Source organism: Stenotrophomonas sp. STEN023 (genome assembly GCF_056760135.1).
Map to the genome: position 1 here is coordinate 74037 of NZ_JBRREF010000005.1, position 18471 is coordinate 92507.

The 18471-nt window shown below is 63.1% G+C and carries 15 protein-coding genes; 3 read left to right on the plus strand and 12 right to left on the minus strand.

The features are described from left to right. Positions 1-26: 26 nt before the first annotated feature. From ACVOLV_RS02345 to ACVOLV_RS02360, 4 genes are all read right to left on the minus strand, one after another. Positions 27-1451 carry an efflux transporter outer membrane subunit gene (locus ACVOLV_RS02345; protein ID WP_481552961.1) on the minus strand — a complete coding sequence of 475 codons (1425 nt, stop codon included), beginning with the start codon at positions 1449-1451 and terminating at the stop codon, positions 27-29. Further along, on the minus strand, positions 1445-2182 hold the full coding sequence (locus tag ACVOLV_RS02350) for an SDR family oxidoreductase (RefSeq protein ID WP_481552962.1): 738 nt from the start codon (positions 2180-2182) through the stop codon (positions 1445-1447). Before ACVOLV_RS02350 ends, ACVOLV_RS02345 begins: the two co-directional genes overlap by 7 nt. 130 nt (positions 2183-2312) lie before the next feature. Continuing rightward, the gene (locus ACVOLV_RS02355) at positions 2313-5483 is read right to left on the minus strand and encodes an efflux RND transporter permease subunit (protein ID WP_481552963.1); all 3171 of its coding nucleotides are present in this window, start codon (positions 5481-5483) and stop codon (positions 2313-2315) included. A gap of 105 nt (positions 5484-5588) precedes the next feature. Beyond that, positions 5589-6785 (minus strand): efflux RND transporter periplasmic adaptor subunit, encoded by a 1197-nt coding sequence (locus ACVOLV_RS02360; RefSeq protein ID WP_481552989.1) that lies wholly within the window; start codon positions 6783-6785, stop codon positions 5589-5591. Positions 6786-7298: 513 nt separating this feature from the next. On the opposite strand from ACVOLV_RS02360, the gene ACVOLV_RS02365 reads away from it, so the two are divergent. Next, positions 7299-8321: a LysR family transcriptional regulator gene (locus tag ACVOLV_RS02365; protein WP_481552964.1), complete on the plus strand. Its 1023-nt coding sequence runs from the start codon at positions 7299-7301 to the stop codon at positions 8319-8321. Between the two features lie 135 nt (positions 8322-8456). Here ACVOLV_RS02365 and ACVOLV_RS02370 read toward each other — a convergent pair whose 3' ends face one another. The 7 genes from ACVOLV_RS02370 to ACVOLV_RS02400 form a co-directional block, all read right to left on the minus strand. Then, positions 8457-8945, minus strand: coding sequence for a hypothetical protein (locus ACVOLV_RS02370; RefSeq protein ID WP_481552965.1), 489 nt, complete (start codon positions 8943-8945; stop codon positions 8457-8459). Between the two features lie 202 nt (positions 8946-9147). Next, on the minus strand, positions 9148-9759 hold the full coding sequence (locus tag ACVOLV_RS02375) for an inorganic diphosphatase (RefSeq protein WP_481552966.1): 612 nt from the start codon (positions 9757-9759) through the stop codon (positions 9148-9150). Positions 9760-9763: 4 nt separating this feature from the next. Then, complete coding sequence (locus ACVOLV_RS02380) at positions 9764-11092, minus strand: purple acid phosphatase family protein (RefSeq protein ID WP_481552990.1); 1329 nt, start codon at positions 11090-11092, stop codon at positions 9764-9766. 59 nt (positions 11093-11151) lie between these two features. After that, on the minus strand, positions 11152-12261 hold the full coding sequence (locus ACVOLV_RS02385; protein ID WP_481552967.1) for a phytase: 1110 nt from the start codon (positions 12259-12261) through the stop codon (positions 11152-11154). Continuing rightward, on the minus strand, positions 12258-14804 hold the full coding sequence (locus tag ACVOLV_RS02390) for a TonB-dependent receptor (protein ID WP_481552991.1): 2547 nt from the start codon (positions 14802-14804) through the stop codon (positions 12258-12260). The genes ACVOLV_RS02385 and ACVOLV_RS02390 overlap by 4 nt, the downstream gene beginning before the upstream one ends. 268 nt (positions 14805-15072) lie before the next feature. Then, a complete protein-coding gene (locus ACVOLV_RS02395; protein ID WP_481552968.1) occupies positions 15073-15585 on the minus strand; it encodes a hypothetical protein in 513 nt (170 codons plus the stop codon). Between the two features lie 28 nt (positions 15586-15613). Then, a complete protein-coding gene (locus ACVOLV_RS02400; protein WP_481552969.1) occupies positions 15614-16123 on the minus strand; it encodes a hypothetical protein in 510 nt (169 codons plus the stop codon). A gap of 275 nt (positions 16124-16398) precedes the next feature. Between ACVOLV_RS02400 and upp the strand changes: the two genes are divergently transcribed. After that, positions 16399-17031, plus strand: coding sequence for a uracil phosphoribosyltransferase (gene upp, locus ACVOLV_RS02405; protein ID WP_481552970.1), 633 nt, complete (start codon positions 16399-16401; stop codon positions 17029-17031). A 55-nt stretch (positions 17032-17086) separates the two neighbouring features. Further along, on the plus strand, positions 17087-17497 hold the full coding sequence (locus ACVOLV_RS02410) for a g-type lysozyme inhibitor (protein ID WP_481552971.1): 411 nt from the start codon (positions 17087-17089) through the stop codon (positions 17495-17497). Positions 17498-17633: 136 nt separating this feature from the next. On the opposite strand, the gene ACVOLV_RS02415 is transcribed toward ACVOLV_RS02410, so the two are convergent. Continuing rightward, entirely contained in the window at positions 17634-18470 is an 837-nt protein-coding gene (locus ACVOLV_RS02415) for an alpha/beta hydrolase family protein (RefSeq protein WP_481552972.1), read from the minus strand. Position 18471 lies beyond the last annotated feature (1 nt).

Consider the following 18471-nt stretch of genomic DNA (forward strand, 5'->3'; position numbering starts at 1 on the left):
CTGCAGTTCCAGAAGCTTCCGCTCTCTCAACGCACGCTGGTAACCGCCAACGCAGGCCCTGGTTGCCCGCCCCAACCGCCCAGTGCCTTGTAGACAGCAACGACACTGACATTCACCGACGCTTCCGCTGCCGCCAGTGCATCGTCGGCAGCCAACTGATTGCGCTGTGCATCCAGCAACGCCAGGAAGTCTTCGGAGCCTTCGCGATAACGCAGCTGTGCAAGCGACTCCGCCTTGCGCGCGGCCTGGGCCTGCTCGGCCACGATGCCCAACCGCGCCTGCTGCTTGGCATAACGGGTCAGTGCGTTCTCGGTGTCTTCCAAGGCCAGCAGCACCGCCTTCTCGTACTCAGCGGCCGCGCCATCGGCCTGCGCCTTGCTGGCACGCAGGCGCGCGCGCACGGTGCCGAAGTCGAACGCCGCCCAGCTGATTGATGGGGTCAACGACCAGGCCTTGTTGTTGCCGTTCACCAGACCGGAGGCATCACCGCCGAGAAAGCCGACGAAGCCACTCAGGCTGATGCGCGGAAACAGATCCGCCGTTGCCACGCCAACACGCGCGGTAGCAGCGGCCAGTCGTCGCTCGGCCATGCGTACATCTGCACGCTGCCGCAGCAGGTCGCTGGTGTCACCCAGCGGCAAGGCCTTGGCGAATGCAGGCACGTCACGCGGCTGCAGCAAGGCGTCCAGCGAACCGGGACGCTGCCCAAGCAGCACGGCCAGACGATGCCGCGACTGCACCTCGGCAACTTCCAGCAACGGAATATCCGCCTCGATCGCCTTCAAACGGGCACGGCTGCTCTGCACGTCAAGCTCGCTGCCCGCCCCCAGTTCCAACCGGGTTTCGGTCAGCCGCTGGGTCTCACGCAGATTGAGCAGCGTGTCGCGCGCAACCGCAATCCGCTTCTGCGAGCCACGCAGTTCGAAGTAGTTGCGTGCCACTTCGGCTGCCACCATCACCTGCGCATCGGCCAGATTATCGCGCTCGGCGCCGAGGTCGGCGCGTGCAGCTTCAGCCGCACGCCGTTGCCGACCAAACAGATCCAGTTCCCAGCCAGCATCGAAGCCGAGCTGGTAGGTCTCGCTGAAAGCACGCTCACCACCCAGCGATGCATCCGGCTGCATGCGCCTGTCCTGGCTGCCGCCTGCAGTGATATGCGGCAGCTGATCCAGGCGCTGCTCGGTAAACACCGCGCGTGCGGCGCGCACACGGGCCATGGCAATCTGCAGGTCCAGGTTGTCGCCCAGTGCATCGTGCACCAGCTGCCCCAGGACAGGATCATCAAACTGCGCCCACCAGTTGGCGACCGGTGGTGCACTTGTGAACGCGGCATCTGCCGCCCCCTGCAGGCTCACCGCTTCGACCGGTGCTGCCTTGTAGTTTGGGCCAACGCTCACGCAGCCGGCCAGCAAGGCGCTGGCCATTGCGGTTACCAGCACACGCGTCACCACGGCAGCACCTCGCCGAGGTAGCTGAAGCTGCCGGTCGGACCATCGGCCGCAAGCAAGGCCATGCCCACGCTGGAGCGTGCGCCTTCGGCAACATCGATCTCGCCTTCACCACCGTTCATGTCGGTCCTGACGTAGCCCGGGTGCACCGCGTTGACCTTGATCGGACCTTCGCGCAGTTCATGCGCTAGCTGCACCGTCCAGGCGTTCAGCGCGCTTTTGGAAGCGTTGTAGGCCGGCACGATGAAACCATAGATCGGAGAGCCGGGCTGCGTATGCAAGGTCAACGAGCCGAGGATGCTGGACACATTGACGATGCGCCCAGCCGGTGCAGCGCGCAGTAGCGGCAGGAAGGCCGCCGTCACTTCAACCACGGCGAACAGGTTGGTATTGAAGGTGCTGCGCCAGGTTTCCAGCGACTGGCCGCTGGCGCCTGCCTGCAGGTCATCAATCAGCACGCCGGCGTTGTTGACCAGGATGTCGAGCTTGCCGTGCTGCTGGGTCACACGCTCAACCGCTACCGCAATGCTGTCGGTATCGTTGACGTCGAGCTGGATGGCTTCCACCGGCAGGCCTTCTGCCTGCAGCGCCTGCGCCTTTGCGGCAGCAGTGTCGTAGTTGCGGCCAGCCAGCAGCGTGTGCACGCCTGCGGCGGCCAACTGGCGCACGGTCTCAAGGCCGATGCCGCGGGTGGCGCCGGTGACCAGGGCAACTTTGGTGTTCTGGGTATTCATCTGCTTTTCCTTGGAGAAATGAATTGATACAAGCCCGATAACATTTCAGACCGTCATTGCCGGTGAAGGTGGCAAGGACCTGCGGGAGGCAACACATCTGCAGCCTCCCGCAACGGAGTTACACCTGCCATCAATGGTGGATGGTCGGCTCACCATGCTGTACCAGCTTGCCACCGCCGTTACGTGACACGAACTTGCGCAGCGCCACATAGAACACCGGGGTCAGGAACAGGCCGAACAGGGTCACACCCAACATGCCAGCGAATACGGTAATACCCGTCACCGAGCGGACCTCGGCACCGGCGCCATGCGAAAGCACCAGCGGCACCGTGCCGGCGATGAAGGCGATCGAGGTCATCACGATCGGGCGCAGACGTAGGCGGCAGGCTTCCAATGCCGCCTCGACGATACCCTTGCCACCCATCTCCAACTCGCGGGCGAACTCGACGATCAGAATCGCGTTCTTACACGCCAGGCCCATCAACACCACCAAACCTACCTGCACGAAGACATTGTTATCACCGCCGGTGAGCCATACCCCGAACAATGCCGACAGCAAGGTCATCGGTACGATCAGGATCACCGCCAGCGGCAGCGACCAGCTCTCATACAACGCGGCCAGCACCAGGAAGGCCAGCAGGATCGCCACCGGGAACACGATGAAGGCAGCCTTGCCCTGGGTCGCCTGCTGGTAGCTCAGGTCGGTCCATTCGGTGACCATGCCGGCCGGCAATACCTGCCCGGCAATCTCGGTGAGCTTGTTCATCGCCTCAGCCGAAGACAGCATGCGCGGGTCGGCTTCACCGGCCAGATCAGCCGCCGGGTAACCATTGAAGCGCAGCACCGGGTCTGGACCATAGGTTTCCTTGACGGTCACCATCGAGCCAATCGGCACCATCTCGCCGCGATCATTGCGGGTGCGCAGCTTGCCGATGTCTTCCACGCTGTCACGGAACTGACCATCGGCCTGCGCGATCACCTGCCAGGTACGGCCGAACTGGTTGAAGTCATTGACGTACGCCGAGCCCAGGTAGGTCTGCAACGTGTCGAACAACTCGGTCAGCTGCACCCCCTGCGCCTTGGCCTTGACGCGGTCTACTTCCGCATCCAGCTGCGGCACGTTGGCCTGGTAGCTGGTGATCGGATAGGCCATCCCCGGCGTCTGTGCGACTGCACCCTGCATGCTCTGTACCGCGTTCTGCAAGGCGCCGTAGCCGAGATTGCCACGGTCCTCGATGAACATCTGGTAGCCGTTGCCGTTGCCCAGGCCGAGGATCGGCGGCGGCATCATCGCGAACGCGAAGCCCTCCTGCAGCCCAGCGATCTTCTGGTTGATCTCGGCATTGATCTGCGCTGCGGTACGCCCCTTGCGCTCGTTGAACGGCTTGAGCGGAATGAAGGCCACGCCGGTATTGGGCGTATTGGTGAACTGCAGTGCATTCAAGCCGGGGAACGAGATGGTGTGGGCAACGCCATCGGTCTCCTGGGCAATCTTGGCAACCTTGCGCAGCATTTCATCGGTACGTGCAATCGACGAGCCTTCCGGCAGCTTCACACCGGCAATCAGGTACAGCTTGTCCTGGGTCGGGATGAAACCCGGCGGCACCAGCTTGAAGATCACCCCGGTGCCTACCAGCAGCACCGCATACACCACGAACACCGCGCCGCGACGGCCGAGGATGCGCGATACGCCGCGCTCGTATTTCTCCGAGCTGGTCTTGAAGAAGCGGTTGAACGGACGGAATACCCAGCCAAACAGCTTGTCGATCAAACGGCTCGGCGCATCCTTGGCGGCGCCATGCGGCTTGAGCAGACGCGCGGCCAGGGCCGGCGACAGGGTCAGCGAGTTGATCGCCGAGATCACCGTGGAGATGGCAATCGTCACCGCGAACTGCTTGTAGAACTGGCCGGTAACGCCGGACAGGAACGCCATCGGCACGAACACCGCACACAGCACCAACGCAATCGCGACGATCGGGCCGGACACTTCCTTCATTGCCTGATGGGCGGCTGCGGTCGGCGACAGGCCTTCTTCGATGTTGCGTTCGACGTTCTCCACCACCACGATCGCATCGTCGACCACGATGCCGATCGCCAGCACCAGACCAAACAGGCTCAGCGTATTGATCGAGAAGCCGAGCATGTACAGCGCAGCGAAGGTACCCACAATCGATACCGGCACAGCGATCAGCGGAATGATCGAGGCACGCCAGGTCTGCAGGAACAGGATCACCACCAGCACCACCAACGCGATGGCTTCCAACAGTGTGGTTACAACAGCCTTGATCGAGTCACGCACGAAGATGGTGGTGTCGTACACCGCCTCGTACTTCACGTCGGCCGGGAAGGTCTTCTGCAGCTCGTCCATACGGCCGATTACCGCATCGCGGATATCCAGCGCATTGGCACCTGGTGCCTGGAAGATGCCGATACCCACCGCGTTCTTGCCATCCAGCTGCGAGCGCAAGGTGTAGTCGCCGGCTCCCAGTTCGATACGCGCCACATCCGACAGCCGCACGACTTCGCCGTCGGTGCCACTCTTGAGCACGATGTCACCAAACTCCTGCTCGCTGCGCAGACGACCCTGCGCGTTGATCAAGGTCAGGAACTGACTGTTCGGCATCGGCTCGGCACCAAGCTGGCCGGCCGACACCTGCACGTTCTGCTCGCGCATGGCGCGCACCACGTCACTGGCGGTCAAGCCGCGCGAGGCGACCTTGTCCGGATCCAACCAGGCACGCATGGCGTAATCGCCGCCGCCGAAGATCTGCGCGTCACCAACACCCGGAATACGCGCCAGTCCGTCCTTGACGTGCAGGCGTGCGTAGTTGCGCAGGTACAAGGTGTCGTAGTTACCCTTGGGCGACGTCAGATGCACGACCATCAGGAAGGTCGGCGACTGCTTCTGGGTGGTCACACCCTGGCGCCGCACGTCCTCAGGCAAACGCGCCTGCGCCTGCGCAACACGGTTCTGCACCTTCACAGCCGCTTCGTCGGGATCGGTACCCGGACGGAAGGTGACGGTCATCTGCAGCACGCCATCGGAACCGGCCACCGACTTGAGGTACATCATGCCCTCAACGCCGTTGATGGCTTCTTCCAGCGGCGTAGCCACCGTTTCGGCGATCACCTTGGGATTGGCACCCGGGTACACGGTGCGCACCACCACCGACGGCGGCACCACTTCCGGGTACTCACCAATCGGCAAGAAGGGAATGCTGACCAGGCCAGCGGCGAAAATCATGATCGACAACACCGCCGCGAAGATCGGCCTGTCGATGAAAAATCTTGAAAAATCCATGGGAAATCCTTGGAAAAGCTGGCGTCAGGCTGCAGCCGCCCTGTCCGCTCCCAACAGGAGCAGACGCGCACGGCCGGCAGCCACGCCGGCAAAGGTAGTAGCGGCTTAGTTGATGCTGCTCACGGCCTGGGTGGCAGCTGCAGCAACGCGCTGCATCGCAACCGGCTTGGCCTGCACCGGCATGCCCGGCATGAACACCTTCTGCACGCCGTCGACGATCACCTTGTCGCCGGCAGCCAGACCCTGCTCGACGATGCGCAGGCCCTCGGCATTGCGGCCAAGCTGCACATCACGACGCTGTGCCTTGTTGTCCTTGTCCAGCACGAAGACGTACTTGCGGTCCTGGTCGGTCAGCACGGCCTTGTCGTCCACCAGTACCGCCTGGAACTGGCCGCTACCGAGCAGCTGCACGCGAGCGAACAGGCCCGGAGTGAACTGACGACCGGCGTTGTCCAGCAGCGCACGCACGCGGATGGTGCCGGTGCTGCGGGTGATCTGGTTGTCGAGGAAGTCGACCTTGCCCTCGTGCGGATAGCCCTGCTCGCCGCTCAGACCAACCTTCACCGGCAAGGCCTGGTCACGCTCGCTCGGACGCTCACCGTTGCGTGCCATCTGCGCATAGCGCAGATAGGTGGACTCGTCGGCGTCGAAGTAGACATGCACGGTATCCAGCGACACCAGCGTGGTCAGCACGCTGGCTGCATCACCGGCGGTGACCAGATTGCCAGCGGTCACCATCGCGCGGCCTGCACGGCCATCGATCGGCGCACGTACCTTGGTGAACTCCAGGTTGAGCCGTGCTGCATCCAGTGCAGCCTGCGCGGCCTGCACCTGCGCGCCGGCCTGATCGGCACTGGCACGCCGCTGCTCGGCGGTCTCGGCAGCGATGGCCTGCTGTTCGGCCAGACGACGCGCACGTTCGGACTCGCTGCGTGCAAGACCAGCCTGGGTGCGGGCACGGTTCAACTCGGCCTGCGCGCGATTGAACTCCGCCTGATAGCTGCGCGCGTCGATGGTGAACAGCACGTCACCCTTCTTCACTTCATCGCCTTCGACGTAATTGACCTTGTCGATGTAGCCAGAGACGCGCGGACGCAGCTCAACGCTCTGCACCGCTTCAATACGGCCACTGAACTCGTCCCACTGCGCAACTTGCTTGATCAGCACCGGCGCAACACTGACTTCGGGTGCCGGCGGCGCGGCGTTTTCCGCATGACCGCCGCTGCAGGCGACCAGGACGGCCAGACTCAGCGCCGACATGCCTGCCAAGGCAACGCGGCGCAACGTGGGGGATGAGGAGATACCTTTCATTTCGTGCTCCAAGGGGGAGGTGATCAGGGGATTTCAGGACTACAAAGCGGAGCTCAACATCGCCGGGGCGGCGGCTCGCCGCGCGACTTCTTGCGCAACGGGACCTCCGCCGGCGGAAACAGCACTGGCTGCGGCAGAATCACTGTCCCGCTCGCGGAAATTTTTGGCCCACCGATGGGACAACGCGACCCAGCAACCGCCACAAAGCGGCCACCCTGTTACCCCGCGCCGGTGCCCGGCGCTGCACAGACGAGCCCTCAAGCAATGCCTCAAACTGCAATGGATTCAATTGATTGCAGGCCAACCTTGAGGGCAAAGCATTGCGGTAACTGGGTTCGCGGCGTGGCGCTGGCAGGGCCATGGGAGAGCGCATACGCATGACGGCATGTCCGGGTTGGATACAGGCATACAAGATATGCCTCAAATCCAGACTTGATTAGTACGGATTGAAGGGAATAATCATCCCGTCGCCGGCACAATTCCGCTGCCGCAAGAGTCCTACCCATGGCCAACGATCTCAACGACACCCTGATCTTCGTCAAAGTGGTCGAACAGGGCAGTTTTACCGCCGCTGCGCGGCTGCTCGGCCAACCCAAGACCACGGTCAGCCGCAAGGTGCAGGAGCTGGAAACCCGCTTGGGCGCACGCCTGCTGCACCGGACCACGCGCCGGCTGGGCCTGACCGAGGCCGGGACGGTTTATTACGAGCACTGCCAACGCATTGCCCGCGAGCTTGACCAGGCCGAAAGCGCGGTCAGCCAGTTGCAGTCCGGGCCGCGCGGCTGGCTGCGCTTCACCGTGCCGTATTCGATAGGCACCTGCTGGATTGCCCCACTGTTGGGCCAGTTCCAGAGTGAGTACCCGGAAATCCGGGTCGACATGCATCTGGGCAATGAGACGCTGGACCTGATCGCCGGTGAAGTGGACATGGCGCTGCGCGTCGGCCCACTGCCCGACTCCAATCTCATCGCGCGCAAACTGGGCAGCCTGCGTACCCAGGTGTTTGCCAGCCCGGCCTACATCGCCGTGCATGGCGAGCCCAAGCATCCCGACGAACTGCAGTTCCACCGCACCTTGGCCATCCGCAAGGCGCACCACGGGCAAACCCAGCGTTTTACCTGGACCTTGGCCGAGAATGGCGGCGAGATGCGCGAATTTCCGGTAACCCCACTGATCGTTGCGAACGACCCTTCAGCCCTGAATGCTGCCTTGGTTGCAGGCGAAGGCCTGATGTTGAGCAGCGACGTGATGGCCAAGCCTTTCGTCGAATCCGGCATGGTGAGGCAGATCCTGCCCGGCTGGACCGGCCCGGACTACGACTTCAATGCGGTCTTTGCGGGCGGCCGTCTGGTCTCACCCAAGGTTCGCGCGTTCATCGATTTCCTCGTTGCCAAGCTCAATTTCGACGCCAATTACATGATGCTGCAGTGTCCAAACGCCAAGCGTCTGGCCGATATCGAGCAGGAGTATCAGCAACGCTCGAAGGGCCATCCGAAACTGCGTGTGGTGGAAGCACTCAGCGCCTGAGCACGGCGCTACGCGCCAAACAGAAACGGCGGCCATCAGGGCCGCCGTTTCTGTTTGCATCCAGCGATATAGCGCTGGCTCGTAGCCCGGGCAAGCACGCTGCACCCAGGGTGTTGTCCAGCCATCAATGCAACATCAATAGCCGCGGTAATACGGCCACAACGGCACGATCTGCACTTCCTTGCAGCCGTCATAGCGACTGCAGCTGCCGAAGTAGCCCGGACCGGAGTAGCGCTGGCGCGCATCGCGGTTGTAAGGACTGTTGTAGAAGTCAGGACGCGAGAAATGGCCGGCGCCGTCGTAACGGTACGGCGTTTGACCAATGCTGGACTCCGTGCGGAAGGTCTGCGCCAGCACCTGCCCGCCGTCGTTACCCACATAGCCGTTCTCGTTGTCATAGCGGACCAACCGGTAATAGATGGTCTCGCCACCCTGCTTGCGACTGCGCAGCTGCTCCATCTGCCCGCCGCCAGCATCTACATAGGCCTTGCCGCCTTCGAACAACACCTCGCTGGGGTTGACGATTTCTTCTTCCAACGGCGGTTCCGCCGCCGCACTCGTTGCTACTGCAAGCAACATGGCTGCTACAGCCAGCTTGTTCCAAGCCTTACCCATAATGCGCATGACCACCCTCCTTGATTGGGCACCTGCCGCTAACGGCAGTCCGCCGTGATCGCCCGACCAACACCCTTGGCCGGGCCGTCATTGCTACCGGTTGCCGTCTTGGCGCGCAGCCTTGTCGGCATGCACGCGACAGCAGATTCGGACAAATCCGTGTTCATTATAGGAGCAAGCAGCAGCCAGAGCCGTGAAACCGGTTGGATACTCAACGCACCGGCTTCACCCGCTGGTACTCCTGCAATGACTGGCTTATCACCTGCCGGGCCTCGGCCGCATCGCCCCAGCCGTTGAGCTGGATGTCGGCGCCAGCCGGCAGCTGCTTGTAGGTGCGAAAGAAGGCCTCGATGCGCTGGACCTCCATGAGCGGCAGATCCTGCAGGGTTTGTACCTTTGCGTAGGTCGGGTCAATCGCATCGACCGGCACACCAACGATCTTCTCGTCGGCCTCGCCCTTGTCGACCATGCGCAGCACACCCAGCGGGCGGAAGCGCACCACCGCCCCCGGCTGGATCGGGAAGCGGGTGAGCACCAGCGCATCCAGCGGATCGCCGTCACCGGCCAGGGTCTGCGGCATGGAGCCATAGTTGGCCGGATAGGCCACCGGCATCGACAGGAAGCGATCCACGCGCAGCTCGCCATGCTCGCCAAGCTCGTACTTGATCGCGCCGCCTGCGGGGATCTCCACCGTCAGCAACACCTCCTCCGGGGCATTGGCAGGCTGAGGCAATGCAAAGGGATGCAGCAGCTCCCCTGCCGACGCCCCGCTGCAAGTCGCGGCCAACAACACGCTGCAGAGCGCTGCCTGCATCGTCTTCATCGGTTTATTCCCAGCACCGGTCGTCGCGCCCCTTGGGCGAAACCGCGCGCGGGCAGTCCCGCTGCTGGATACGCCCTTCGGTGATCTCCTCAAACCGCTTGCCACCATCGGTGCTGCGGCTGATCCGGAAGGCGTCATACAGACGACCGGTTGCCGTGCGCGCTTCGTAACGCAAGCCCTTGTCGTCCATACGCAGCACCTGGAACAACTGGGTGTCCTCGGCAGTCGGTTTCATCGTCGCGCGTGCTTCCGGCGACAAACGGTACTGCTTGGGGCCCGCTACCGAAGAGACGTATTGCGGCAGCGCCGCACCTTCATCGGCGCGACGGCCATAAGTGTGGTCGTGCCCCTGCAGCACCAGATCGACCTTGTGTCGCTGCAGTACCGGGCGGATCTCGCTGGCCAGCACCGAGGTGTCGCGCTCGGCGCGCAACGGATACAAGGGCTGATGCACGACCACGATGTTCCAGGGCTGACGGCTGCTGCCGAGCACAGCCTCCAGCCAGCCGGCCTGGGCCTTGGCGGTACCCAGATCCAATGCCGAGGTGCCGTCCAGCACCACCACGCGCAAACCCTGATAATCGAACCAATAGGTCGTGCTGGCGGTAGCTGGCGCGCCATTATTCGGCAACGCGAAGGCAACTGGCCAATGCTTGCCCAGCACACGCCTTTCCTGCGGCGTGTCCTCGAACTCTTCGAAGTACTCGTGGTTGCCAGCGGCCGGTGCGACTGCCGTGCCCGGCAGCAACCAGCCACCGGCGGCAAACCACTCGCCCCATTCGTTGTCGTCTTCGCCATCACCGCCACTGACCAGGTCACCCGCAAACAGCGTCAGCCGCGCCTCCGGTGCGGTCTGCCAACCCTGTCGCATGACCCGGCTGACATGGCTGAGGTTCTTGTTCTGGGTATCGCCGAAGTACAGCACGGTCAGCGGCTCACCGGCCGCAGCGGCAGTACGGAAGTGCTGCCATGCGCTCCAGGTGCCCTGCCCCTGCACGCGGTAGGCATACAGCGTGTCCGCCTGCAGACCATCAATCACCGCACGGTGATGCTGGCTGCTGCCATTCTCGGTCTGCAGCAATTGGCTGCTGGCGCGCACCTGCCGCACCTGGCCCATGTCCGGTGAGTCGCCAGCCACGGTCAGTTCCAGCGAGGCCGGCTGTGCCAGCGGCGCGGTTCGCCATGCCACCGCAAAGCCGGTACTGGCGTCCTGCGCAGGCGAAGCGACGATGCGATCAGGGAAGCCGCTGGCCGCGTAGTGCCGGCTCCCCGCCGGCACCTGCGTATTGGGCTCGGCAGCTGGAGCGGCCCCCACCGCTCCAGCTGCGCCCATCAGCGCTGCACCAATCAGAGCGACCAACGGCAGCCGCTTCCTCAAGAAACCATGCCCCCTCACTTGCCGCAGTCCTGCGGCAGCGACAGCGCCTTGGCGATATCACGCCAATCGAAGGCCACCACGCCTTGATCGTCGTGTACCGCATACAGCGCACCCTGCGGGAAACGTGCCGAGACCTGCTGGCTGTTCCAGATGCCGTCGGTATTGGCCACGGTATTGCCATGGAACGAACCCACCGGCGCCAGCGTCTTGCGATCGAACAGATGGAAGGTGCTGCGCTGCTTGCCCTGCTCAGTGGTGATCCACCAACCGCCATCACCGCAGGTACGCAGCATCACGCCTTCAGCCTGTGCCTTGAACAAACCGCGACCAAAGGTCTCGCCACTGAAGTCACCGGCCAGGCTGTAGACCTTGAACTCGCTGGCATAGGTTTCGTCTTCTTCGGCGATCAGCAGGCGGTCGTTGGCCGGATCTCCCCAGATCGACTCAACCACGCGCAAGGCACCCTTCGGCGAAGTGTCGCCGATGCTGCGCACCAGCTTGGCCTGCACCGTGCCGCCGGCAACGCTGACGTGATAACGACGCACGCGCTCGTTCAAACGCTCCAGGGCCGGCAGGATGTCATTGCCCGCCGCATCCTCGCCATCGTCGTAGGAATCGGTGACGTATACGTCATAACCACCCTGCACCGGGTTGACCCACAGGCCATATGGCTTGCGCAGGTCATTGCCGGCAAACACGCCCAGCGGCTTGAAATCCGGCAACTGCAATACCTGCACACGATGGTTGTCGCGTTCGACGATGAACACCAGGTCGCCCTGCACCGCGATGCCATTGGGGCGATCGAACTGACCCAGAGCGGTGCCGGTGCTGCCAATATCGCGCAGATGCTTACCGCTCTGGCCGTCGTAAACCACCAGCTTGTCGGTGGCCTTGGCAGTGGCGATCAACCACAACTGGCCGTCGGCACCGCGCCAGCTGGCCGGCGAATCGATGTTGTCGGCCGGCGTCATCGGGGTCAGGAAGGCTTCGGCGATCAGCGTGGACGGGACTGCGGTCGCGCCCTCGGCAAGATCGGCGGCGGTCGGCGGCGTGGTGGATTTCGGGGTTGGATGGCAGGCGCTCAGCGCCAGCGCCACCACAGTGGCAAGCAGCGCGGCCCTCACAGTGCCACCTTCACGCCGATCGCGTAGGTACGGCCGTATTCCTCGTTCTGCAACGTGCGCGAAGACACACCCTGATACAGCTCCAGCGGCTCGTCCAGCAGGTTGGAGGCTTCCAGGTACAGACTCACGTTCTTGCTCAGCTTGTAGTCGAAGCTGAAGTCGAGCTGGGTATGCGGCGCGACATAGATATCAAAGGCGCGGCTGTCGCCGATGGTGTCCAGGTACTCACTGCGATAGACGCCAGCAAGACGCGTGCTGAGCCCACCCCACTCATAACCGATATGCGCGCTATAGATGTTCTTGGACGCACGCGGCAGGTTGAAGTCCTCACCCTCGCGGTCAGCGATGCCCGGATCGAAATCGGTATCCAGCCAGGTGCCGCTGGCACCGACCAGCAGGCCAGCCCATGCGCCCGGCAGGAAGCTCAGCTGCTGCTGCCAGTTGAACTCGGCGCCGAACACCTTGGCCTTGTCGCCATTTATCGAGCGGGTCACGTCGAAGCCCGGATACTCGGGATCGGTCTTGCTCTCGACCTGCACGATGTAGCCATCGATGGATTTGTGGAACAAGCCCAGCGAGATGATGCCGCTGTCGCCCAGGTAGCGCTCGAACGAGAAATCCAGATTGGTCGACTCGTACGGATCCAGGTTCGGATTGCCGATACGCGCTTCCTTGTCGTCACGGTTCACGGCCAAACGCGGCGAGACGTCACCGAACGACGGGCGCGCCACGGTCTTGTTGAGCGCGCCACGCAGCACCCAATCACTATTGGTGTCGTAGCGCAGGTGCAGACCCGGCAGCACGCTGGTGTAGCTGTTGTTGGCGATACGCGGCGTGACGACCACGGTCTTGCCGTCGCTGGCGATATCCACGTCGTTGCCGGTAGCATTGAACTGGGTGTTCTCGACGCGCACGCCGCCGATCACGCGCAGCGCGCCGATGTCCCAGGTGCCCATTGCATAGGCCGAAAAAATGTCTTCACTGGCAACGTAGTCCTCTTCCAGCGAGGTCATTTTGTTGCCGGCAACGTCGCCGGACTTGGCGCTGTACTTGCTGCCGTTCGCCGCCCACCACGCGCGCATCGCCGCCGAGCTCATGCCCTGGCCGAGGCTGCCACCGCGATGATCCAGGGTCTTGCCGTTCCAGCTGGACAGATCGACCGCAGGGCCGGTACGCAGCTCGACCTCGTCCACATTGACGTCACGCTCGCGCCAACGGCCCAGCACACCGAACTTGTAGCTGGCCTTGTCTCCATCGAAGCGGATGTTGAGCTGCGCGCTGCGTTCGCTGTCGTCGATCTGCTTGGGCGAGAGCACCACGCGATCGAAGACATAGTTGCCGTTGTCCATCCAGCCGCTGTCACTCAGGCTGATGCCCGGGACGCCGCTGTTCTGGTTGAGGATGGCTGACATATCGCCACCGTCATAGTCAAAGCGCGCTTCCATTTCGTCATTCACGCGCTCGCGGGTCTTGGTATAACCCACCTTGTAGTCCAAAACCGCGTCGCTCAACTTGTTCTCACCGCCCAGGCTGACCGCAAAGGTGTTCTCTTCCTTGGTGCGGTAGCGCATGCGCTTGCTGATGGCATCGGCCGGCAGATCGTCCACCTGATAGCGACCGCCGCCCAGGGCGGTGATCGAGTCCGCATCACCAAATCCGAAGATCGTGCGCTGCCGCGTTTCAGCATCGTCGAACTGGCTGTACAGGGTGCGCAGGTAGTAACGATTGTCATCGTCCGGACGCCAATCGAAGTTCAGATTGGCACCGGTGCGCTCGCGCTCGATGGTGTATTTGCGGCGCTGAACCTCGACCGCCACCAGATCATCCTTGGCGCCGCCATCGAACTTGTCGTACTCAACCTCGGTATTGTCGGACTCGAAGCTGCGCTTCTGGTAGTTCACGCCGAGCGCTACACCGAAGGTTTCTGCAAACACCTCGCTGTAGTTGAACGCAGCCTTCGGGCTGGTTTCGCCCGACAGCTCCTGGTGGCTGGCTTCCAGCTTGCCCTTCAATGAGCGGCCATCGCGATCGAAGGCCGAGGCTGATTCCACCACCACTGCGCCGCCAATGGCATCACCCGGCATATCCGGCGTGGCCGACTTGATCACCCGCAGGCGCTCGGTGGACTCGGACGGAATCACATCCAGCGGCGCTGCGCGGGAGGAGTCCTCCGGCGTGCCGATGGTGATGCCGTCGATGCTGACGCTGTTCAAGGCCGCATCCAGGCCTCGGATCACCACGAAGCGACCCTCGCCCTGGTCGCGGGTGACGCTGACGCCGGGCAGCCGCTGCAGCGACTCGGCAACATTCATGTCCGGGTAGTCGCCCATCGAGTCGGAGGCAACCGCGTCCTGCACGCCATTGGCGTCACGCTTGAGCTCCACCGCACGGATCTGGGCTTCGCGCTGCGCACGCACCTCGATACGCTCCAGATCGATGGCTGCAGCCGCCCCACTGGCCAGTGTGGTCGTGCCATCGGCCGTGGCCTGTTGTGCATATGCAGGTGCGGCAGCCATGCAGGCCACCGCTGTCGTCACCGCCATCACCAAGACGCTCTTGCGCACTACCGCCCCCAATCTGTGTAAAGGATGGGTGCGCACGGTATGTCCGTTCAGTTACGCGACAGTTACAGGGACACGGCTGGAATATTTCAGTCTGTTGCTCCGCAGGTACAGCGCGGCCAACGACAGTTCGCTGCAGCATGGCGGCCGGCATCACCAGCTTCAGCGATACTACCCACCATCGCGGCACTGTTCAGCGACTCACGGCGCAGCTCCATGGCCGCTCACATCTCACTGACCAATGCGTCGGTCACCTGATCCGGATCACCTCAACTTTGGCATTGAAGCCCTCCACCTGCATCTCGTAGGCAGCGCCTGGCTTCCTGTTCAACCGCACCTTGGGGTCAGTCGCCGTTCCAGAAAAGTAACCGCGCTGCATCTGCCGCCAGACTTGACCATTGGCCAGGGTGAACTCGGTACTTCCGCTCCAGCCATTGAATCTGCCTTTGATCATGGAGTCGATCCTGCTTGAGCTGTCCGCCCACGCGGAAAGCGAGCGCTCGATCCGGCGCACGCGCAACACCTGGGCGCCAACACCTATTTCGTTGCTCGACGGGCACACGATCACCTCCCCCCGCTGCCTGCCCAGATATCCGGGGCCCGAGGTCAACTCCCACATGCTGCGATCGGACAAGGTGATGATCTCGCCAATGCGCCCCTCCAACCGTTCGGGCCCGATCACGTTGGCCACATGGCAATCACCAGCCCACGCAAGGCCTGGCAGCAGCCAAGCCAACGCAGCCAGCCAATTCATCGCATGCATGCGTCAACCTCCACCGCTGTGAAGCACATCAACGCCGCCGCACCATGATTGTCCCCGACTCCCCATCAACCTTCATCTCGTAATCGAACCCCCGTCGCGTCAACGTCACACGTGGCGAACTCCCAGTCGCTCGTCGTACGCGTCCATCCGTCTGCTGCCATATCTGCCCATTCTGCAGGCGGAACAAGGTATTGCCGGCCCACCCTTCAAAGCTGCCTACTATGCGACTCTCAATGTCATGGCTGTCAGCCACAGGCGGCGGACGCGGGCTGGCGCTGTATACGAATTCCACTTCAGGCTCAGGCTCCTTGACGTAGCCGAACTCCGCGTCGTAACGAACCAGCCGGTAGTACAGCTCCTCGCCATTGCGCCGACGCTTGTGCAAGGGCTCCAGCCGGCCATGTCCCAGATCGATGTAAGCCGTCCCCCTGCGAAAAATCACCTCGCTGGGATTCACCGCCTCCTCCTGCAACGGCGGCAGTACCGGCGCAGCGACTGCAGCCCCGGTCCAAGGCGCGAGCAGCAGCAGACCCCTCACGATCCAAGCTTCGTATCGTCCGTGCATACCCTCCCCTTGAAGCTTCATCTTTCGCCGCAACGGCCTGCACACATCATCCATGGTTATCACTCGCGGAGCCACAGAACGCTGGGCGTGCGCATCATCACTTGAACTGGGCATCCGCTCCCCCAGTACTGCCAGCTCTACCTGTTCAGGGGTTTCGGCTTGGCCGCTGTGCAGATGTACGCGTCTGTGCCGAAGCCACGATCGCAGACGCGCTAAAATGACATTTCTCTCCCTGCTTGATCACTCCCATGAAAATCGTCGAAGTCCGCCACCCGTTGGTCCAGCACAAGATCGGCTTACTCCGCGATGCATCCATGAGTACCAAGGATTTCCGCGAAGTCGTCAATGAGCTTGGCACCCTGCTGGCCTATGAGGCCACCGCGAATCTTGAGACCGAGAGCCACACCATGGCGGGCTGGGCCGGCCCGGTGCAGGTGCAGCGCATCGCCGGCGCCAAGATCACCGTGGTACCGATTCTGCGCGCCGGCCTGGGCATGCTGACCGGTGTGCTGTCACTGATTCCGGCCGCGCGCGTAAGCGTTGTCGGCCTGCAGCGCGACGAGGAAACCCTGCAGCCAGTGCCCTACTTCGAGCGCCTGACCGGCCGCCTGGAAGAACGCGACGCACTGATCCTCGACCCGATGCTGGCCACCGGCGGTACCCTGATCGCCACCATCGACATGCTCAAGCGGGCGGGTGCACGCCGCATCAAGGGCATCTTCCTGGTCGCCGCACCGGAAGGCCTGAAGGCACTGGAAGCCGTGCATCCGGACGTGGAAATCTACACCGCCGCCATCGACGAGCGCCTCAACGAGAAGGGTTACATCATGCCGGGCCTTGGCGATGCCGGTGATCGCATCTTCGGCACCCGCATTGCTTGACCCTGGTGGCCAGCCCAGCTGCCGCCGCCATCTCCCCACTTGAATGGTGAATCCGATGAAACGCGCCATCACCCTGGTTCTGGCAGCGGCATTTGCACTAGGCGCACAGGCTGCCGGCGCCGCCGACAAGGTCACCACGACGCCCGTTCAGTTCGCCAAGGGCATGAGCAGCTTCAGCACCAACGGCAGCCTGCTTGGCTATGACAGCGTGAACTACACGTTGGATGCCAGAACCGAGCAATCCATGCGGGTGAGCCTTAGCGGCAGCAGCAATGTCGGCTTCAACATCTATGCCCCGGGGGATATTCCCGGCGTTGCCACCGCACTGGGCAGTGGCAGCCTGGGACAGGATTGGAACGGCGTATTGCCTGCCTCCGGGACCTACACCGTGCAGGTGTACCAGGTGCGTGCGGCAGCCAGGCGCGGTGCGCAGGCGGCCTATGCCATCACCTTTGCGATTCATTGACGGTAATCCCCGCCATGCGCAACGGCATGGCGGGAATGGTCTTGCCAGCAACCACAGTCACGCCGCACAAACCCACTGAAAGCGGCTGAGGCGAGTTTGGCCGCTACACCCAGTTGGCCGCTCCAACTGCGCCATTTCAGCGTCGCAGCCAGCGCTCATTGGCAGCGGCAGGTGCCGCCAGCAGCTGCCGCGCCTGCTCGTCCTTGAGCAGTTGGGCACGCAGGAACGCCGTGCCCAGCTCGCGGGCTCGTTCGAACAACAGCTCAGGTTCTCCACCAATCAGGTTGTGGTCGCCTCCGGCAAGTACCACGCCGGTGTTGTCGCCAGCAGGCGCCGTCTCGACGGGATAGAGGTGATCGACTGGGTCGCTGACGAAACCCGGCACCAGATCCTCGTCACCGGTGACCAGCAGCAAAGGCACCGCCAGCGAGGCATATGACTGCTCGTTGATCAGCCCCGGAATCCGGCCCGGCGACGAAAAGCCCAGCACAGCCTCCACCGATGGATCGCGCAACGGCCCCAAGCCGCCCAATGCACCACCAAGCGTCGCCGATATCAGCGTCCCAAGACTATGGCCGGCTGCAGCAACCGGCATCCCGGGCCAATGCTTCGCCGCGTAGCTACTGACTGCACGCATGTCGACGAAGCGTTCGGTCAAGCCCTGTTGCAGCGAGAACTGTTCGCGCTGCGGATACTTCATCGAGTCCACGTGCAGCGGTGCCAGCACCACGAATCCGGCATCCGCCCAGGACTGCAGCAGGCGCTCGTAGCGCTCCGGCCAGGCGCCGTGTCCCGAGGAGAACAGCACCACCCCACGCACCTGTGCCGGCTCCCATATCGCCAAGGTGGTGGAGCGTTCGGCACTGACCTGCAATGGCAGCACCTGGGTTGGGGCCGCCAGCGCAGCAGCAGCGGGCCCCAGCAACATGAGCACGGCAAGCCCGGCGCGTCGCAGCAGAGAAGGAAGTTTCATG